Here is a 17,211-nt window from a genome sequence, read left to right on the forward strand (position 1 = left end):
TGCCGGCTCAGTTCGAGCTGACGATCTCGACCAGCGCCTCGGGGCGCTTGACGATCGGCAGCGGGTTGGACTGGCTCTTCATCTCGGCACCTTCGCCGTGCTTGAGGACTTCCTCGGAGATGAAGATCTCCATGCCGGGTTCGTTCACCGCCTCGATGTGGTGCGGCGGCGCGTCATAGGTCGTGAACATCTCGGTGGTGCCGGCGGGGTAGGCGACGCCCAGCGTCGGCGACATCAGCGCTTCGTTCGTCAGGACGTCGTTGACCTTGACCGGGACCTGGCCGACCGATTCACGCAGCAGCAGGGTGCCGGTGTCGATGATGCGGCCGAAGTCCTGGCCGAGGCGATGCCGCTCAAGCTTGACCAGTTCCTGCGCGGAGGGTGTGTTGAGCCAGTACTTCTCAAACTTCGCGTGCTTCAGCAGTCGGTTCATCAGGGTCGAGCCGATGACCACCTCGACGCGGCTGACCGTGTCGCCCTGGACGCCGGTCAGCACCGAGGTCCGGATTTCCTCGAACTTGTCGACGATCTCGGTCGTGTTGGTGCCGAGCACCAGGTCGACCGTCTTCTTGGCGATGCCGAAGAAGGCGTAGAGATCGACGATCGTCTTGCCGTTGCCGTCCTTCACCAGGCCCTTCAGCGCCGCGAACTTCAGGTATTCGCGGGTGATGGCGTGCTGCCGGCGCAGCTTCATCAGCTTCTTGGCTGTCGCCATTTCGACCGTCATCGGCATGGCGCGCCCGTCGACGATCGCCGCCTTGTTCTGCAGGTCGAGCGGGCCGATCGTGTCCATGATCGGGAAGTGCGGCACCTCGACGTAGAATATCTTCTCGCCGTCCGAAGCCGCTTCAGCGCCCCGGGCCCCGCGGGGGACCGAGGGCAGGACGCGGATCTGGTTGCCGACACGGTGGATGCCGACGACGGTGGAAGAGATCGGCTCGGCCGGGAAGAGGTTGAGCGCGTTCAACATGCCGTAGTCGGACGGGATCAGGTTGACCTGATTGGTCAGGGTGACGGAATCGAACGGAAAGACGAATTCCATGACGGGACTCCAGGAGTGAGAGCCCGCGCATGGCGGGCGAGGTTATGGGGCTTCGGTGGGAGGGCGCTCGGCGCGGCGGTCAGGTCGCGCGGGCGAGGATCATTCGGGCGGCCAGCGCGGTGATGGCGGCCGCCTTGTCGGGCGCCGAGATGCCGGACTTGAAGGTCAGCTCCTCGAGCACGACGATCGCGCCCCATTTCACGCCGAGCGCGACGACGTCAGTCCTGGTGGCATCGACCGCCTCGCCGAGAACGCCGGCGGCGACCTGCGAGCCGTCGACGGCGGCGGGATCGTGCGGCTTCCACTTCTGGGTGCCGGCCGCTACCGTGACGTCGAAACCGTCGCCGGCGACCATCGGCGTGCCACCGGCCGTCATGGTGAAGCCGATGTCGTCGGCGAAGGAGACGCCGGTCGCGCCGTCCCCGATGACGTCGCCATTGGGCTTCTCGACCCGAAAGGTCGTCGCCGTCAGCATGCGCACCGTGTAGACGCCGCCGACCGCGCCATCGAGCACGGTGACGGCCGACATGGTGGCGTTGCCGGTGTTGGCACCGGAGGCCTTCACGGCCGAGGTGGCGGAGCCGAGCGTGGCCTGCCCCATGACGGTGCCGACCTTGAGGATGCCGGAGCCGGAGGCGACGGTGAAGGCATCGAGCGAGAAGTTCGAGTCGTTCACATGCTTGATGACGTCGGAGTAGGTCTTCGCCCGCTCCTGGCTGGTGGGGGTGAACATGAGGTCTCTCCTGGAGAGGGCTGAAGGAAAGGCGGCGGTGGTTAAAGCCGGAGGGCGTCAGGCCTTGGGACCGAGCGCCTTCACGGCGGCGGCGAGGCGGGCCGAGGCGTCGGCCTTGTCGGTGGCACCGGCCTGCGGCGCGATCGCCGGGGCCGGAACCGTGGCGCCGGTCAGGGTGCGGGCCGGGGCGGCCTCGGCCTTCGGCGCCGCCGTCAGCAGCCCGGCGGCGGCTTCGGGCGCGAGATCGGTGCCGAAGGCGAGCTGATGGGCGAGCGCGGTGCGCCCCTCCGCCTCGGCATGGCCGACGATCGCCTGGATGCGGGCGCGCTCCTCCGCGCGGGCCTCGGCGCGGACGGCCGTGACGTCGACGGTGGGCGCCGTCGCCACGGGGGTGGCCGCGACAGGGGCGGCAGCGGCGGCGGGCACTGGGGCGGTCTCGGTGCTGGCGGCAGGGGCGATCGTGGCCGCGGCTTCGCGGGCCATGGTGGCGAGGTTCGACATGGTGCTGTGCTCCAAGGTTACCGGTTCAGAGCCGGCTGATTTCCGCGCGGAAGGCGGCGAAGGCCTCGTGCGGATCGCCGAGCGCATCGGCCAGCCCGAGGGAGACGGCCTCTCGGCCGGAATAGACCTGCGCTTCGGTGGCGAGCGCGGCCTGCGCGGTCAGGGTCTTTCCGCGGCCAGCGCCGACGACCTCGGCGAAGCGGGTGCGGACCTGGTCGAGTTCGGCGCGGATGCGATCGACAACCTCGACCGACAGAGGCTCGAAGGGGTTGCCCTCGGTCTTGTGCGCACCCGACTGGATCATGGTGACCTTGACGCCGGCCTCGGTCAGGGCGGCGGAGAAGTCGACATGCATGACGACAGCGCCGATCGAGCCGGCATAGCCAAATTCCGGCATCACGATGCGCCGCGCCTGGCTGGCGAGCAGATAGGCGGCCGAGCAGGCGTTCGAGGTCAGGATCGCCATTGTCGGTTTCTCGGCCGAGAGGCGCGCCATTGCGGCGGCGGTCTCGAAGACGCCGGAGACCTGGCCGCCCGGCGAATCGACCTCGAAGACCGCGGCCCGGACCGAGGACTCGCGCCGCGCCCGCTCGATCTGGGTGCGCAGGCCCTCATAGGAGGTCTCCCCGCAATCCATGCCGATCCAGGAGCCCTTGTTGACCAGCGTCCCCTCGACCTCGATCACGGCGACGCCGTCGATTACGGGGAAGGCTGCGCGGCCCCGCGCGGCGAGGCCACGGTCGAGGCGCTGCGACAGCACCCCGGCCTGCGGATCGGGTGCCTGCGCCGCCGCGACGTGGACCGGTGCACCGAACAGCCGCGGGCCGAGCGCGCGCAGCATGACGTCGGCGCGCGCGCCGTCGATCGCCAACGGCGTGTTGACGAGTTCGGCCGCGATGCGCGGCAGCAGCAGGGTCATGGCGCGGTCGTCTCCTCGGCCGGGTCGGCCTGGGCGGAGCGCGCGGCGATCCGGCTGATGACGGTGGCGCGGGTCAGGCCGCGCGACGTGATCTCGGCCTCCTCGCGCTGGATCTGGTCGAGGACCTCCTCGTAATCGAGGCCCTGCTCGGCGCATTCCATCTCGAGCGTCGAGACCATCGTCTCCATGCGCAGCGAGGCGGATTCGGCTTCCTTGACCGGATCGACCCAGCCGCGGCCGGGGCCGATCCAGCGGCCGGCCATCCAGCCCGCCGGCTCGTCCCAGAGCGGGCGGCAGCGCGGCGGCATGCGGATATAGCCCTTGTCGATCGCCTCCTCGACGACGCAGAGCGCCATCGGGATCGGGCCCTGCTCGACGAAGGATGCGACCTTGCGGCGGACCATGCGCCAGGTTTCGTTCAGCACGGTGCGCGAGCTGGAATAGTTCAGCTTCGCGAAGTTCATCAGGACCTGCTGGCGCGACATGCCCATGCGCGCCGCGATCTGGTCGTTGAAGATGTCGTCGAACTCGCCCATGCCGGCGCGCTCGCGGCCCTGACCGGCCATGGAGATCTCGTCGCCGACCGGCAGGACGGGCACGCGGACGCCGCCGATCTTGACCGGGGCGGCCTCATAGAAGTCGAGCCGCTTGTCGGCATAGGAGTTGGTGGCGCTGTTGAACGCCTCCGGCTCCATCGATGCGGCGACCTCGGCGAAGGGCAGGTTCGACTTGATGTAAGTCGCGTACATCGCGTTGACGGCGGCGGCGGCCAGCTCGAGCTCCGAGAGCGTGCCCTTCATCCGCAGGATCGGCATCAGCGCCGCGAAGGGCGAGATCGGCCGGTTCTGGTCCTCGCGCTCCGGCTCGAAGACGTGGCAGAAGACCGGGCGGCCCCATGCGGTCTCGCGCGGGACGCGCTCCCAGCTGACCCCGCTGCCGAAGCCGTCACCCGGATGCCGGTTGCGGATGTGGTAGGCGACCGGGGCGCCGTAGCCGTCAATCTCGACGCCGCCGCGCAGCGTGTCCGAATCGGACTTCCAGGTCGGGTTGGCGAGGCGCTCCGGATCGACCGCGAGGAAGGCGGTCTCATAGGGCCCCTGCCCTTCGCGCCAGGTGGCGACGACGCAGGCCTCGTCGAGCTTGACGAAGCTGCGGGCCATGAGCCGGTACAGCCCGTTCGCGCTGACCTTGCGCTGCGCGTCCCAGCGCTTGCGCGGATCGTTGGCATGGCGGGCCAGCTCGCGCTCGATCTGCTTGCCGAGATCGAGCGCCTGGTCCCGTGTGATGCCGAGCGCCGCGGCGCTGGGCTTCGACGAGAAGCGCAGGCCGGCGCCGACGATCATGTCGACGAGGCGCGTGATTGCCGCGATCGCGATCGGATTGTTGCGCGCCAGATCCTCGGCGCGGTTGGCGATGAGTCGCCGCTCCCGCAGCGCCGCCATGTCGGCCGAGGCGCCGGGCGGATTCCAGTTCGACAGCGCCTGCGAGCGCGTCTCCGCTCCGCGATGCATCGGCTGGGCTGAAGCGGAGGCCTGGCCGAACAGGGGCGTGACCCCATCTGCCGCGACCAGGGCGGGACGCATCATCAGCAGGGCCGCATCAGAAGGTGAAGCCGATCGCGCCGCGGCGGGGACGGCCCTCGACCTTCGCCTTGACGTCCTCGATTCGCGCGTCGAGCCGTTTGAGGTCGGGCGCGACGAAGTCGGTCTTGTGGCCGTTGGGCGTGACCATCACGGACGACGCCCGCTCGCCGAGCAGGACGCGGTCCCGCTCCGCCTCCAGATTCGCGAGGATCTCTGCATCGGTCGGCACGGTGTGCTCCATAAGGGCTGTCGGTTCAGTCTTGGTTGTTGAGCGCGGCGAGCCGCGCGAACATGTCGTTGGGCTTCAGCGCCGGCTTGACCTGGCCGGGCGGTAGCGCGTCGAAGAGATCGGCCATGCCTTCCGGCGGGGCGAGGCGCTCGCGCCACTTGGCCCAGCCGGCCGGGCCCATGGTGTCGACACCGAGCGAGAAGGCGAGCGCCCGGCAGCCGACGGCGATGTCGAGTGCCTCGTTGGCCCAGCCGGCGCGCTTGACCCAGATGCGGTTGTCGCCGGGCTTCTCGTGCAGCTTGCGGCGGGCGTTGCCCTTGGCCTGCTGGGCCGGGTCGATGCAGACCTCGGCGGTTAGCTCGCGGCAATAGGCCTCGTCGACCAGGTCCCGCGGCAGGCGCAGCGTGCCGGGCAGAAAGGCCCCGCTTTCGAGCGGACCGGCCACGAACTGGCGCAGGCCGCGATAGACCGTGTGCTTCAGGTCGAAGACGCCGGTCGGATAGACCAGGGCCTTCGACAGCGTGCGCCCGAACTTGTCCTTGATCGCGAGCCGCTTCGGCGTGCCCAGGATCGGTGCGGTCTTCTTTTCCGCGCCCTCCATCGCCCAGAGGCGGTGGCCGCGACCGGCGGCGACGGCGCGCACCCAGTTAGACCAGTTCGACGAGTCGATGCCCCAACGGGCGACCTCGACGACGCCGCCGGTGTTGGCCGGCCAGCTGCGCGAGAGCAGCTCGTCGATGCCGGCGACGGCCTCCGGCGTTTCCGGCGCGTGCGGGATGACGCCGCGGGCCATCAGCACGCCCTGCGTCATCGGGCCAAAGGCCCAGACGGCCCAGACGAGGCGATCGCCCTGGCAGTCGATGAAGCCGACCCAGACCGGGTGCTCGATCGTGGCGAGGCCGGACGTGATCTCCTCCAGCGCGCCGTGCAGCCGCTCGTATTCGACCTCGGCGGCGCCGTCCTCCCAGGCTTCACCCAGCGTCTGCTGCGTCCAGGTCTTCAGCGTGACCGGCGAGGCCTTGGCCTCTTCCCAGGAAAGCCAAAGCGACTGCCAGGTTTCGGCCGGCGAATAGGCCGTCCAGAGCGCCCAGCTCGGCTCGTATTCCCGGCAGCGGCCTTCGAGCGGCAGGCACCGGTAGCGGTCCATGTCGCTCGCGGGAATGAGGTCCGGCACTGCGGCGGGAGCGGCTTCGGGATCGTCGGACGGCAGCGGACGTGTCGATATCCACTCGCCCCTCGAAAGCATCTCAGGCTTGTGGTGCTCCTCCATGATGCCGCCGCAGGACAGGCAGCTGAAGCTCGCCATGAAGGCGGTGCTTTCGGAGGGCGGCTGCAGCGCCGCCAATGTCAGCACCTGGAAGGTGCCGCAATGCGGACAGGGCACATAGCGCCGGCGCCGATCGCCCGCCTCGTAATAGGCGCTGATGCGGCACGTCGCACGGTGGCCCGGCGTGCTCGACAGAAGCCTCTTCTGGTTGCCGGTATAGGCCTTCTGCCGGGCATAGGCCTGTTGCAGCGGGTCGCCGCGGCCGTCCGTATCGAACGGATAGTTCGTGATCTCTTCCGCGATCAGGTAGCGGATCGAGATCATCTGCAGGCCCTTCGACGAGGAGGCCGTGACGATCTGGTTGAAGCCGCCGGAGAAGCGCTTGAACGCGGTTGTCGAAGCAGCCTCGTCGCGGCTGTTCTCGGCCTTGATCCGCAGCCGGAGCCGGGGCGAGGCGTCGATCGTCGGCTGCAGCTTGACGCGGTTGTACTTGATCGCCTCGTCGAGCGAGGGGAGCATCGTCAGCACCGGGCCAGCCGCGCGATCGACGATGAAGGCGAACCAGTTCACCCCGATCTCGGTCTTGCCGAGCTGCGCCGCCCACTTCAGCGGGATCACCTTGGCCGGGTGGTCGGGATGCAGGCAGTCCATCGGCTCGCGCAGATGGGGCATCCGCGACGTCTTCCATTCGCCCGCCCAGGGCGAGCCCGATTCCGCCGAGACTACGCGATAGTCGTCGGCGTATTCGGAGACCGTCAGCTCCTTCTCCGGCCGGGCGGCCCCGAGAAGCGCCGCATACAGGATCCGCCCGGCCCGCGAGCTGGCGGCTTTAGCCAGGTCCGTCATCGGTCCTCATGCAGGCGCAGTCCTCACGCTGACGGTGTGTCGACCTCCGACGACGGCAGCACCCGGGTCAGGGCGCGGGTGAAGGCTTCCAGGGCGGATCGCTTCAGCGTCCGCAGCCCCGGCCTGACATGGCGGGCCTCCGAGCGCGTGCGGCGGGCGATGTCCTCGGCGGCGTCGCTCTCGGCTTCGTCGAGCGCCGCACCGAAGGCCTTGATGGCGGCTTCCGCCGCGGCAGCCAGGTCGGCCACGTAGATGATCTCGCCGCGCTCCCGGGCGCGCTTCTCTTCCTCGCGCTCGAGCTCGATCTCCGCGATGCGGACGTCGATCTCGCCCTTGCGCTCTTTGGTCGACGCGACCTTGACGTCCGCCTTGAAAGGGGCGGCCGATCCGCGCTCGACCCGGATGTTGACGGTCCGGTGCTCGAGCAGGGCGTTGACGTCGATCAGGGTCTCGCGGCCCTCGCGCCTGGGGGCGAAGTCGGAGGCGTAGCGCTTGATGTAGCGCGAGAGCGTCGAGCGATCGACGCGCTGGCCTTCCGAGGCCGAGACGATCTCCGCCGCCTTCGACACGGACACGAAGCGTGCATCGCCGCTCATTTCCGTGAAGATCCGTGCATCGGGTTACGCAACCGGGCCACTAGAGAAATCCCGCGGGCATTCTTACCCGCAGGGGGTGGAAGCCCCAGGGAGGACCCGTGAAACATTTGCGTGAAACATTTCGACCGCTCCACCCCGCGCGAGCCGCCCCGCCCGCCGTCGCGCGCGGCGGGCGGCCTCACAGTCGCCACGCGCGACCGGTGCGCGCCGACCGCGCCCGGCTGGCGGCGATGTCGATGCCTTCGGTGACGACCCAAAGCTGATGCGCAAGCTCGGCTGGCAGCTCGGCGGCGGCCTTGTTGAAGTGGCCTTGAACGCGAGAATCGACAAACGCGGCCGGGATCATGACGCCCATAACAGAGCGAAAGCCCTCTCGTCTGCCTTTGCCGACACCGTAGACGATGCGACCTCCGAGAGTGCCGCGCCGCTTGGCCGCATTGCCGGGCTGGTTCGCTGGCTTTCCCTTTTTCGCCTGGAAAGCGATTTTGAGATCGTCCTTGCCCATGATCCAACTCTCGTCGACCCCGGGCACCTTGACGCCCGACGGCGTTTGGACGGTGTTGAAGTACTCAAGCCGGATGAGCCCACGCGCCGATATTTCGAAGCTGCTCTTCGAGATCATCTTGCGACCGAGCCGGCGCCGAACGTCCTTCAGCCGCAGGCCCAGCAAGGTGCGCATCTCGCGGGTCATGAGACCGAACGCCCGCTCACCCTTCCGTCGGACAGCCCGTGTCACCGCGAGCGGGGCGCGCTTGCCGGCAGCGGCATAGAGGTTGCCCAGCGCCCGGTAATCCCGGCCGTCGCAGCGCAGGAGGATCGGCTTCACCATCCCTGCGCTCCCAATGAAAACGCCGCCTCGGGAGTGACCCGGGCGGCGGACGGAATTTGACGCTTCAAGGGGTATGTAAAGCGAAGGTCGCAGTCAACGGAGGCCGAGCAGCATCTCCCCCCCCCTCCCAGGGCCGGGCCGGGCGGGCCGGATGCAGCACGCGATGCCCAGCCAGACCCGCCGTCTCAAGCGTTTCGGCAACCTGCGCCAAGGCCGCGTGCCAGATCTCGTATTCCGCCCGGTCCGCCGCAGCAAAGGCAGGGTCGGGGTCGAGATAGGTCTTCTTGTAGGCGCCGGGCCAGGGCCGCCGAGTACGCGGGTTGAAACCATCGACCTCGCGCTCAAAGGTCGTCATCCCCTCGGTCACTGTCACGCGCCGAAACCATGCGGGATTGCCGGTCGGGCCCGTCACGAACTTCGACACCGGGGCCTGCGCCTCCCAGCCCGGCGCGCTGCGCATGATGGCGTGATGGCGCACCAGCTCGGCCGGGCGCTGGCGGAAGCGCGCCACGCCCTCGCGGCCGACGACGATGCGCGGCATCGCCCGGGCGACCGCGTCGCGCCGGTCCGCCTCGCTGAGATGCATGTCGGCGAGCGGATCCCAATCCTCCGGCAGGCCGATCTCCCAGCGGTCGAGCGCCGACACCGCCGCATGCGCGACCAGCGCGTCCGGATGCGGCGGCCCGCAGTCGATCGAGAGCGGCAGCACGCCAAAGCTGTTGACCCGCCCGTCGCGGACCGTCTCCGCCATCAGCTCGCCCTGTCGCGACACCGCGTCCCAACCGCCGGTCATCTCGCCGCCCAGCGAGCCGACAAGCGAGATCTGCGCGCCGGCTTCGGCCTTCGGCAGCTCGTCCCGATAGGCCCAGGTCAGGAAGGCCTCGATCCCGATCGTCTTCATCCGCTCAATCCCCGTTTTGGGAGGCTAGGGAGGGTAGCTCTGCGCAAAAACGCTTGCCTCCCAAGGCCACCGAACCTCTAACCCATTCTTCTCTTTGTTCTTTTTCTCTCGTTTGGGAGTGTAGGGAGGCTAGGGAGGGTAAAAGGCTATGAGGCCACAAAAAACACGGTTTCCCGTCATCGCGGCCCAGTCCCCCATTCACCCCTCAATACGCGCGTGCGGGCATAGCCGATTACCCTCCCTAGCCTCCCTAGCCTCCCGCGCCATCAGCCAACCTGTTGACATCGCGGCCTTTTTCCCCGCGCCCCTTTTGGGAGGGTAGCCGCCGGAGCGAAAGCTACCCTCCCTAGCCTCCCGTCAGTCGTCGCGATGGGTGCGCGAGGGCCAGCGGCCGTCCTCGTCGGAGGCCTTGAACTCGTCGCGGATTCGCACGCCGACATAGATCGAGGTCGACGACTTGGCCTTCTCGAAGCCGAAGTCGTGCGCGGTCTTCGGCAGCCGCCTGGTGATGGTGTTGGGCTTGAACGGCGTCAGGCCGGCCTTGCGACACCAGGCCGTCATGGCATCGACGAGCGCGCCGGCGGTCTCGGTGTCGTGGGGCTCGCGCGTGACGATCAGCGCCTCGCGGACGAAGGCGCCCATCTGGTCGCTCTCGTCGCGATACTCCTGGCTCGCGGCCTGGATTGCGGCGGGTGGGTCGAGGGCCCCGCGCTGCAGGAAGTCGACAAGGCCGGCGAGCAGGCGGTTGAGGATGCCGGCGCGCTCGGCCCAGAGCTTGTCGGGCAGCTTCTTGTCGATCTCGTCCTTGGGGATCTGCACCTCGAAGGGGATCAGCACGACACGGCGCCAGATGCCGTCGTCATTGCCCTTGATCACCGGCTTGCGGTTGGCCGAGATCAGCAGCTTGAACTTGGGATAGACCTCGTTGAACTCGTGGTTGAGCCGGCGCACCAGGATCGGCTCGCCCGAGGTCAGGGATTTGATCAGGCTCTCGTCGAAGGCCATGCCTTCCTTCGGCTCGGCCGCGCGCACAAGGCGCGCGCCGGGCGTCCGCACCAGATCGGGCGTCGCCTCCGCGCCCTTGCGCCGGTCCTCGCCCGTCAGGGTCGCGATCGGCAGCGAGGTCGCATAGTCGCCGGCGATGCGGGAGACGATGTCGACCAGCGTCGATTTGCCGTTGCGGCCCTCGCCATGCAGCAGCACGAAGACCTGTTCCATCGTCAGCGCGGTCAGGGCATAGCCGAGATAGCGCAGCATGTAGTCGCGGATCGACGGCTCGGGCAGGATGCGCGCCAGGAACGCGTCGAACACCGGGCAGGTCGCTTCGGGATCATGCGCGACCGGCGCCAGCTTGCAGATCCAGTCGTCGCGCCGGTGCTCCGCCATCTCGATCGAGACCTCGCGGATGAAGCGCGGATCGTCGGGGTCCGATTCCTCGTCCTCGGTCTCCGCGACGACGATACGCAGCGTCCCGTTCTCGAGGTTCAGCGCGAGCGGATCGACATCGAACTCCGCCAGCGGCTTGGACAGGAAGCCGATCGACTGCTTCAGCATCCCGTCGATCTTGCCGGTGTTGCAGGCCGAGTTGGCGAAGCGCCGGCGCTGCGCCTTGCGGTTGATCACGGCCTTGCGGGCGCGCGATCCGGCCGCGATCAGCCGGTTCAGCTCGGGCAGCTGCGCCTTGTCGGCCTCGCCGGCCTCGGCCCAGTTGACCGAATCCTTCATCGCCTGGGCGGCGTCGCCGGCCTCGATTGAGGCCGCCTCGCGTTCGGTCGGCTCGATCAGATGCGCCTCGAGCGCGATCGCCTCGACAGTCCTGTGAACCAGCGGGGTGATGTGGACGCCGTCGATGTCCTCGATCCAGCGGCGCCCGTCATAGACGTGCCAGCCGACATTCTGGATATGGATCACCGCCGTCCCGCAGCGGAAGCGGAAGCGCCGGGAATTGCCAATGTCATGGGTCCCTTGCGCGACGCATTGCTTGATCAGCGCCCATTCCTCGGCGCCGAGCTGCGGACGCTCCGCCTCGCCATCGTCATGCCCCTCGCTGTCGCCATCGTCGGCACGATCGGGAGGAGGCGCGGAGGAGACCGGCGCCGCGGCCTGGACCGCGCCGAGGATAGGATCGTCGGAAGGCGTATCGTCGGAAGCCGTCACGCTGCATCACCCTGCGACGGGAAGAGCGGCGTACCGCGGCCGCCAGCGTGTCGGTCGAGCGCGGCAGCCGCCGCAGGGTTGATCCAGAGCACCTCGGTGCGCTCGCGGGCGCCATCGGCCAGCGCCACGCGCTCGACCCGCCGCCAGCGGGCGAGCGCGCGCTCATAAAGCGGGTGCGGGTAGCCGGAGATGACAACCATGCCCAACAGCTCGCGCAGGCCGGCGAGCAGGGCCTCATGGCCCGCGTCGTCGAGTTCATGGCGATATCGGTGCTTGGCGCAGTGTGGGTTGCCGCCCGAGCGCGTCTCATGGACATAGGGCGGGTCGACATAATGCAGGGTCTCGCGCCCATCGTGCCGCCGCATCACGTCAAGCGCGTCGAGCTGCTCGATGACGACGCCCATCACGCGCTGCACGATCTCCGGCAAGAGGTCGGGATAGTTCGCCCAGTCATGCGCCGGCGTGGTGCCGGAGCGGTTGCTATTGGCCCGGAAGCCGGTCGAGCGGCCCATGGCGCCGGTCGAGCCGAAGCCCATCAGGCTGCGAATGATCATGCGCCGCGCGCACTCGACAGGGTCGAGGTTCGGCTCATAGGCCGCGAAGAACTCCTCGCGCGCAAACGGCGTCAGCCGCAGCTGGTCGATCAGCTCAGAGGCGCGCGGTCCGCGCAGCACCCGGAAAAGGTTCACCAGCTCGCTGTCGAGATCGTTGTAGATCTCGGCATAGGCGCGCGGCTTGCGGAGCAACACCGAGGCGGCCCCGCCGAAGGGCTCGACATAGACGCGGTGCGGCGGCAAATGCGCGATGATCCAGGGCGCCAGCAGCCATTTGCCGCCATGCCAGCGCAGCACGGCCCGAGACGGTTCGCTCACGGAAACCGTACCCCCGTGATCGCGATCGCGCCGGGCTGCTCAGCCGGGCAGAACAGCAGGCCGAACTCGTCGGGCTCGTCCGGGTCCTCGCTGGAATCGTAGATCCACAGCTGCTCGGCCGGCTTGTGGCCCAGCCATTCGAACGGGTCCTCGCAGCCCATCCGCTCGAGTTCGCGCGCCATGCGCTGGCGATAGGCGGGGCTCGCGAAGGCGGCCGGGTCGTGGTGGCCATAGACATAGACCGCCCAGGGCAGACCGTCCTCGGTGATGCCGCCCTCCCAGACATGCCCGCCCAGATCAGCCAGCCCAGGCCCGCAGCGCGCGATCGCGGTGCGGGCGCAGCGATGCCAGACGGCGATGGCCTCCGACGGAAGCTGCTCCCAGGGCGTGACGCAGCGCTTCGGCTCGTCGGCAAAGCGCGCCTCATACAGGCCCCGGGCCAGGGAATCGAGGGTGACGGGGCTGCTCATGACACCGCTCCCGCACTGGGGGCAACGCCCTCGATGGCTGCGACGAGGTCGCCGACGGTCTTCATGCTGTCGAGGACACCGTCAGGCACTTCGATCCCACGCTTGCCTTCGAGCCGCACGACGATCTCGACCTCGTCGAGACTGTCGAGGCCGAGATCCGCCTGCAAAAGCGTCTCGCGCGTAAAACTGTCGTCACTGCCGAGTTGGGCGCGGATCGCGTCGACGATGTCCTGCGGGATGACGCTCATGACGCGGCTCCCGCCTTGGCGGCGGCGCGGTCCAGCCGCTCGATCTCGGCGACGATCAGGGCGCCGGCCTTGACCAGGTCGCGGCGGCGGCTGGTCGGCTTCCACCAATCCCAGCCCCAAGGCCAAAGCAGCTTGATGATGTTGACGCCGTCGGCGAAGCCACCCTCTCGATGACGAGCAGGCAGGACATAGGAGGCGGCCGCCCTCGCCAGTTCGCCCTTGAAGTGCCGATCGTCGTGATCGGGCGACCAGCCTTCGGCCTCGATCTGCCGGAGCCTTTCCGCGGCGATGTCACGGATGGCAGGGCGCAGCGGGTCGTCAACAAGCATGATCGGCCCGGGCGTCGCCATCTGCCGATACATCTCATCAATTTCGGCGGGCGTCGGCGTTTTAGGCAACAGGACGAAGTCAGGCTGAATCGCCACCTCCCCGTGAAAGGGAAGCCAGCCGATTGGCACACCGGCGCGCGTCTGGACGATCCTATCGTGCGACCAGTCCCAGCCCATCCAGGTCCAGCCGGGCTCACCCGTGTGATCCTCGCCGTTGTAGCCGATCGTCCAACTCGGCTCGGCGCTGTCCTCGATCGGTCGGGCGTCGAACTCGACGCAGGAATAATCGACGAGCAGCCGGACCCAGGTGTGGTCTTTGGGAGCGCTGTCCATAGGCCGAGGCTTCAAGCCGCTCGGCGAGATCTCAATGCTCATGCCTCTTCCCTTTCCCGCTCCGCAGCCACCCGCTCGCGCTCCCGCACGAGCCGGATCCGCATGTCGTTGAAGTCGCCGCCATCCTCCGGCCAGGCCACGCGCACGGTCAGGCCCGGCCGGGCCCAGCGGGCCGAGGCGCGGGCGACCGTCATCTCGACCGTGAAGCGGTCGCTGTCCCCGTCCGCGAGGATCAGCACCTGGTCGACACCGTCGGGGATGGCGATTGACCGGCTCGGGTCGCTGATGTCGGGCTCCGGCCCGCCCACCCGCACGGGGAACAGCCGCCCGGCCTTGTCGGCCTTCTTCCGTGTCGGATGGGCGATCGAAGCCACCGCCTTGCCGCCGAGATTGCCGAGATCGATCGAGGACCAGAATTCCGTCGTCGAGAGGTCTTCTCCGGCCTCGACCATCGAAGCCCAGACCGACAGCACGGTCTCGATGCCCTCGCCGATGACGATCCGCGTGACGCGGCCCGACGGCGCCGGCACCAGCACCAGATGCCCGCCCTGCTTCGTCCCGCGCGAGCGCTTGACGTCGAGCCGCTCGCCATCGACGACCAGGACGAGCTTGCCCTTGGCCTGCGCCGGCAGGCCGCCATCCGCGAGCGCCGGGTCCAGCCAGGTCATGTGCAGCCCGATGAAGCGGCCGTCATTGCCGGCGATCGGCGCCAGCATCGCCGGCCCCGTCCAGACGATCGCCCCGTCCCTCCCGGCCGGGTGGCGCAGGCGGATCTCGCGGTGCAGCCTGAGCTTGGCGCCGGCGGGCACGCCGGGGATGCAGCGCCACCTCAGATAAGCCTCGACCAGCGAACCCGGCGCCGGCTCCCCCGCGCGCCAGAGCGCATGGCAGCGCCGGCGCTCATCCTCCCGAAACTGGTTGTTGGCCCGCTCGGTCTTCGCCCGCGCCGCCTCGTCATCGGCCTTGCGCTGCGCGAACGCCGCCTCTTGCGCCGCGATCTCCTCCGCGGTCGGCTCCGTCGCCGGCCGCCCGGGCTTCGGTTCGCCTGTCAGGAAGGTGACGGCCTCGAGGAAGCTGGCGTCGATCAGGAGGTACCGCGCGAGGCTGATCGCATCCGCCCCGCCCTTGCCCGCGCCGCGACAGTTCCACAAGCCCGTGGTCGCGTTGACCGAAAAGCGGTCGACACCGCCGCAGCGTGGGCACGGCCCGGCGATCTCCCCCGTCGCGCGCGTCGTCCGCCCGGCCGAGCCCTTCGGCGAGAAGCCGAACTTGAACGCCGCGTTCAGCGTCGAGATCGCCTTGGCGCGATCGACCCAGGCGTCGAAAGCCGGGTCCGGCTTGTGGGCGATCGCCGCCATCAGCCGCGCCCCGCCATATCGAAGCCGCCGCCATAGCCGCGCAGGCGCCCATCGGCGCTGCGGGTTTCGGGCGCGGCGAGCAGGGCTGCGATCGCGCGCCAGTTCTCGGCATAGAGCTGGAATTTGCCAGGCGGCAGCCGCCCGCAGGCGCGCTCGAGGAAGACGACCGCGCGCGAGCGCTGCCCGCTCACCGCCATCAGCAGCGCATGGCCGACGATGTCCTCGACCGCGCTGGACGGGCGCGCCTCCGTCGCCACCGGTGCGGGCGCGACCTGGACGGACCGGAAGCGCGCATCGGGATCCTCGCGGGCGGCTTCCAGCTCGCAGAGCCGGCGCAGCGCGCGGCGCAGATCAGGTGGCGCGCAGACCAGCTCGGCCTGCAGCGCCGCCGCACTGCGCCCCGCCTCGCCGGCGGCCTCGATCAGGGCCAGCACCCGCCCGGGCAGCGAAGCCGGGTCGATCATCTCCGGCGGCGGCAATTCGCCGGCGTTGCGCAGCTTGTAGAGCATGCGCTGCACGGCCGCCGCCGAGCGCGACAGCGCCTTGGAGATATCGCGCGGCGACTGGCCTTTCAGGGCCAGCGCCTTGACCTGGGCACGAAACGAAACGGGCACGTTCACGACAGCCCCTCGCTGCTGACGACCAGGCCCAACCCGATCGCGATCTCGGGGTTGCGCGCCAGCGCCAGCGCGATCTCGCTCGCCTTCGCCAGGGCCTGCGCCTGGCGCAGCGTCTCGCCGATCGTCAGCCGCCGCAGCGTCGGATCCTCGCTGGGGCTCTGCGCCACCAGCAATTCGAGCTGGTTCAGCGCCATCGTCTCGCCGAGCGCGGCGGTGCGCAGCCGGGCGGCGATCTCGTCGAAGGAGAGCGGGGTCGCGTTCATGCGAAGGCCCCGTCCCGGCTTAGCTGCTTCGCCCGGCGCGAGCGCGCGGCGTTGAGCTCCTCCTGCTGGCGGATCGGCCGGCGCTCATAGACCAGCTGGGCGCAGGCCGCGCACCAGCGCTGCCCTTCGGCGCGAACCGGCTTGCCGCAATAGAGCCCGCTGCGCGCCTCGATCCCCCAGAGCGGCATGTGGCAGAGCCCGGCCTTCAGCCCGATGATGTCGACGGCTTCAGGCCCGGCCGGTTTCGGCCAGGCCTTCGGCGTCGGGTCGACCGGCGGCTCGGCCGGCGCGGCTTTTTCAGGTCGCGGAACCCTGGGCGGCGCCGGCCGCAGATTGCGCGCGGCGGCTTCTGCCGGCGTCTCGTGCATCCCCCAGCCGCGCGTGAAGGCGAGGCCCAGCCGATGCACCTTGCCGATGACCGCGTTGCGCGAGACGTCACCCAATTCCTCCGCGATCTCGCCTGCGCTTAAACCCCGTTCGAGCAGGGCCTTCAACCGGGCGACGCGCTCCTCGGTCCAGAGCGGCGGCGGGTTCATCGTCCGGCCTCGCCGACCGAGCGCAGGACGGGACGCGAAACCTGTCCGTCCTGCGCCGGCGTCGCATCCGGCGAAGCCGGCGGCGGCACGGGCGGCGCGGCACCGGCCACGACCGCCAGCACGGTCCCGATCGCGGCCTGCGCCTTGGCGCCGGCCCTCGCGATCGCGTTCTCTTCATTGGGCGTGATGACGCCGTCGGCCTTGGCGAGCGCCACCTCGCGGTGGAACTCGGCCCCGGCCATCGTCGCCTCGGCGAAGGCAAGCGGCAGACCACCATCGCTGCCCCGGCCCTGCATCGGCCGCAGCGCGTGGCCGGACGCTTCGGCGAGCGCGCGCGTCACATAGGGCTGGCCGCATTCGGCCTCGAGCCGCATCGCCAGATGCACCGGCAGCGACTCGGGGCTGACCGGGTCGCCATAGCGGCGCATCTGCTCATGGCTGCGCCCGGTGATCTCGCCGGCGGCCTGCAGCCCGCCTGCCGCCTTGATCAGAAGGCGGCTCGCGCGCTTGAGGAGGAGGAAGCCCGGCTCTGCCGTGTCGAGGCTGGAAAAGTCCACGTGAAATCCTCCCTGTTTTTCA

20 protein-coding genes are annotated in these 17,211 nt (G+C 69.3%); all 20 read right to left on the reverse strand.

Annotated elements, in window-relative coordinates; genetic code table 11:
* Nucleotides 1-7: 7 nt before the first annotated feature.
* Nucleotides 8-1,042 (reverse strand): major capsid protein, encoded by a 1,035-nt coding sequence (locus tag Q8S38_RS02985; RefSeq protein ID WP_305678942.1) that lies wholly within the window; start codon nt 1,040-1,042, stop codon nt 8-10.
* A 79-nt stretch (nt 1,043-1,121) separates the two neighbouring features.
* Complete coding sequence (locus Q8S38_RS02990) at nt 1,122-1,775, reverse strand: head decoration protein (RefSeq protein WP_305678943.1); 654 nt, start codon at nt 1,773-1,775, stop codon at nt 1,122-1,124.
* 57 nt (nt 1,776-1,832) lie between these two features.
* Nucleotides 1,833-2,276: a hypothetical protein gene (locus tag Q8S38_RS02995; protein ID WP_305678944.1), complete on the reverse strand. Its 444-nt coding sequence runs from the start codon at nt 2,274-2,276 to the stop codon at nt 1,833-1,835.
* Nucleotides 2,277-2,301: 25 nt separating this feature from the next.
* On the reverse strand, nt 2,302-3,195 hold the full coding sequence (locus tag Q8S38_RS03000) for a S49 family peptidase (RefSeq protein WP_305678945.1): 894 nt from the start codon (nt 3,193-3,195) through the stop codon (nt 2,302-2,304).
* On the reverse strand, nt 3,192-4,781 hold the full coding sequence (locus tag Q8S38_RS03005) for a phage portal protein (RefSeq protein WP_305678946.1): 1,590 nt from the start codon (nt 4,779-4,781) through the stop codon (nt 3,192-3,194). The genes Q8S38_RS03000 and Q8S38_RS03005 overlap by 4 nt, the downstream gene beginning before the upstream one ends.
* A 13-nt stretch (nt 4,782-4,794) precedes the next feature.
* Entirely contained in the window at nt 4,795-5,007 is a 213-nt protein-coding gene (locus tag Q8S38_RS03010) for a hypothetical protein (RefSeq protein WP_305678947.1), read from the reverse strand.
* A gap of 25 nt (nt 5,008-5,032) precedes the next feature.
* Complete coding sequence (locus tag Q8S38_RS03015; RefSeq protein ID WP_305678948.1) at nt 5,033-7,120, reverse strand: terminase gpA endonuclease subunit; 2,088 nt, start codon at nt 7,118-7,120, stop codon at nt 5,033-5,035.
* A 23-nt stretch (nt 7,121-7,143) separates the two neighbouring features.
* A complete protein-coding gene (locus tag Q8S38_RS03020; RefSeq protein ID WP_305678949.1) occupies nt 7,144-7,716 on the reverse strand; it encodes a hypothetical protein in 573 nt (190 codons plus the stop codon).
* Between the two features lie 178 nt (nt 7,717-7,894).
* Entirely contained in the window at nt 7,895-8,545 is a 651-nt protein-coding gene (locus Q8S38_RS03025) for a hypothetical protein (protein WP_305678950.1), read from the reverse strand.
* A gap of 64 nt (nt 8,546-8,609) precedes the next feature.
* Nucleotides 8,610-9,446, reverse strand: coding sequence for a hypothetical protein (locus Q8S38_RS03030; RefSeq protein ID WP_305678951.1), 837 nt, complete (start codon nt 9,444-9,446; stop codon nt 8,610-8,612).
* Between the two features lie 357 nt (nt 9,447-9,803).
* Complete coding sequence (locus tag Q8S38_RS03035) at nt 9,804-11,603, reverse strand: DNA primase family protein (RefSeq protein WP_305678952.1); 1,800 nt, start codon at nt 11,601-11,603, stop codon at nt 9,804-9,806.
* On the reverse strand, nt 11,600-12,475 hold the full coding sequence (locus Q8S38_RS03040) for a DNA adenine methylase (protein ID WP_305678953.1): 876 nt from the start codon (nt 12,473-12,475) through the stop codon (nt 11,600-11,602). The genes Q8S38_RS03035 and Q8S38_RS03040 overlap by 4 nt, the downstream gene beginning before the upstream one ends.
* On the reverse strand, nt 12,472-12,945 hold the full coding sequence (locus tag Q8S38_RS03045) for a hypothetical protein (protein WP_305678954.1): 474 nt from the start codon (nt 12,943-12,945) through the stop codon (nt 12,472-12,474). The genes Q8S38_RS03040 and Q8S38_RS03045 overlap by 4 nt, the downstream gene beginning before the upstream one ends.
* Nucleotides 12,942-13,193, reverse strand: a complete 252-nt coding sequence (locus Q8S38_RS03050; RefSeq protein ID WP_305678955.1) for an acyl carrier protein — start codon at nt 13,191-13,193, stop codon at nt 12,942-12,944. Before Q8S38_RS03050 ends, Q8S38_RS03045 begins: the two co-directional genes overlap by 4 nt.
* Nucleotides 13,190-13,897 carry a hypothetical protein gene (locus Q8S38_RS03055; protein ID WP_305678956.1) on the reverse strand — a complete coding sequence of 236 codons (708 nt, stop codon included), beginning with the start codon at nt 13,895-13,897 and terminating at the stop codon, nt 13,190-13,192. The genes Q8S38_RS03050 and Q8S38_RS03055 overlap by 4 nt, the downstream gene beginning before the upstream one ends.
* Nucleotides 13,894-15,213 carry a DUF7146 domain-containing protein gene (locus Q8S38_RS03060; protein ID WP_305678957.1) on the reverse strand — a complete coding sequence of 440 codons (1,320 nt, stop codon included), beginning with the start codon at nt 15,211-15,213 and terminating at the stop codon, nt 13,894-13,896. The genes Q8S38_RS03055 and Q8S38_RS03060 overlap by 4 nt, the downstream gene beginning before the upstream one ends.
* On the reverse strand, nt 15,213-15,833 hold the full coding sequence (locus Q8S38_RS03065; protein ID WP_305678958.1) for a hypothetical protein: 621 nt from the start codon (nt 15,831-15,833) through the stop codon (nt 15,213-15,215). Before Q8S38_RS03065 ends, Q8S38_RS03060 begins: the two co-directional genes overlap by 1 nt.
* Nucleotides 15,830-16,096 (reverse strand): hypothetical protein, encoded by a 267-nt coding sequence (locus tag Q8S38_RS03070; protein WP_305678959.1) that lies wholly within the window; start codon nt 16,094-16,096, stop codon nt 15,830-15,832. The genes Q8S38_RS03065 and Q8S38_RS03070 overlap by 4 nt, the downstream gene beginning before the upstream one ends.
* Nucleotides 16,093-16,632: a GcrA family cell cycle regulator gene (locus Q8S38_RS03075; protein WP_305678960.1), complete on the reverse strand. Its 540-nt coding sequence runs from the start codon at nt 16,630-16,632 to the stop codon at nt 16,093-16,095. Before Q8S38_RS03075 ends, Q8S38_RS03070 begins: the two co-directional genes overlap by 4 nt.
* Nucleotides 16,629-17,189, reverse strand: coding sequence for a phage regulatory CII family protein (locus Q8S38_RS03080; protein ID WP_305678961.1), 561 nt, complete (start codon nt 17,187-17,189; stop codon nt 16,629-16,631). The genes Q8S38_RS03075 and Q8S38_RS03080 overlap by 4 nt, the downstream gene beginning before the upstream one ends.
* Nucleotides 17,190-17,211: the final 22 nt, after the last annotated feature.

It is taken from the genome of Allobosea sp. (genome assembly GCF_030695125.1).
GTDB lineage: Bacteria > Pseudomonadota > Alphaproteobacteria > Rhizobiales > Beijerinckiaceae > Allobosea.